General features: G+C 67.6%; 2 protein-coding genes. Both read right to left on the bottom strand.

What is annotated here, in order from left to right; translation table 11 throughout:
• Positions 1-31: 31 nt before the first annotated feature.
• The gene (locus ACIGO6_RS41635) at positions 32-952 is read right to left on the bottom strand and encodes an IS3 family transposase (RefSeq protein ID WP_399886031.1); all 921 of its coding nucleotides are present in this window, start codon (positions 950-952) and stop codon (positions 32-34) included.
• On the bottom strand, positions 949-1,257 hold the full coding sequence (locus ACIGO6_RS41630; protein ID WP_399886029.1) for a transposase: 309 nt from the start codon (positions 1,255-1,257) through the stop codon (positions 949-951). Before ACIGO6_RS41630 ends, ACIGO6_RS41635 begins: the two co-directional genes overlap by 4 nt.
• Between the last annotated feature and the right edge of the window lie 69 nt (positions 1,258-1,326).

Here is a 1,326-nt window from a genome sequence, read left to right as displayed (position 1 = left end):
TGAGGTTCCCCCGCTGCGCGGGAGTGGTTGACTAGCAGGTCAGGGCGGATTGACGTGGTTTCAGGTTCACTTGTTCGGCCGCTGCCCGGCTGGCGTAGTGCTTCTCCTCGTACTCGATCGGGCTGAGGTAGCCGAGCCGTTTCTGGATGCGGCGGGGGTTGTAGAAGCCGTCGATGTACTCGAAGAGCGCGAGGTTGGCTTCGGCCCTGGTGGTGAAGACCCGGCCGCGGATGCACTCGGTCTTGATGACCATCCACAGGTTCTCCGCGAGAGCATTGTCGAACGAGTCGCCGACCGAGCCCATGGACGCCTGGATCCCTGCCCTGACCAGTCGTGTTGTGAGCTTCACAGAGGTGTATTGGGTGCCGTGGTCCGCGTGGTGGATGAGTTCACCCGGCGCGACTTCACGGCTGGCCAGGGCATACTCCAGCGAGGTGAGGACCAGATCCGCGTCCGCGCGAGCGGACGTTTCCCAGGCCACCACCCGGCGGGAGAAGGCGTCCCGGATTGCGGACAGCCACAACGGCCCCTCCAGCGTCGTGACCATGGTCAGGTCGGTGACCCACAACCGGTTCGGCCCGTCCGCGGTGAAGTCGCGTTGCACCAGGTCAGGGGCGAGGTCGGCGTCTGGGTCCCGCCGGGTGAAACCCTTGCCCCGGCGGGGGCTGATCCCGGCGAGGCCGGCCTGGCGCATGAGCCGTTCGACACGCTTGCGGCCGACGTGGACGCCCTCACGCCTGAGGACGGCGTGCACGCGGGGTGAGCCGTAGATCCCGCCGGAATCGGCGTGGACCTGCCGGATCATGCCCGTCAGCTCGGCGTCCCGGCGGTGTCGCTCGCATGGCTCCTTCTCGGCCTGGCGCCAGCGGTAGTAGGTGGATGAGGGGATGGAAAGTTCCCGGAGTACGGGCTCGACCCCCAGGTGCGGGTGCGCGTCGAGGAGCGCGGTCACCTGGGCCGGGTTGGGTCGAGCTGGGCCGCGAAAAAAGCCGAGGCCGTCCGCAGGACCTCGTTCGCCCGACGTAGTTCCCGCACCTCGCGCCGCAGCTGAGCCAGCTCGTTCTTCTCCTCGGTGGTGAGCATGTCGCCTCGTTCGCCGGCGTCGGCCTCGGCCTGGCGGATCCAGTTGCGCAGGGCCTCGTGGTGCACACCGAGTTCCTCGGCCATGCGGCGGATCACGGGCTTCGGCTCGGCGGTCCGGTACATCCGGACCGCACGCTCACGCAACTCCAGCGGGTACTTCCTCGGTGCAGGCATCGTCTGGGCTCCTCTCGTGAGACCCATCTGACCCTCTGTCACCTCTTCCCGCATCTCGGGGGAACCTCA

This window comes from Streptomyces sp. NPDC053750, from assembly GCF_044544295.1.
Taxonomy (GTDB): Bacteria; Actinomycetota; Actinomycetes; order Streptomycetales; family Streptomycetaceae; genus Streptomyces.
Note: the sequence above shows the minus strand (reverse complement) of the source record. Positions and strands in the feature narration are given on the sequence as shown.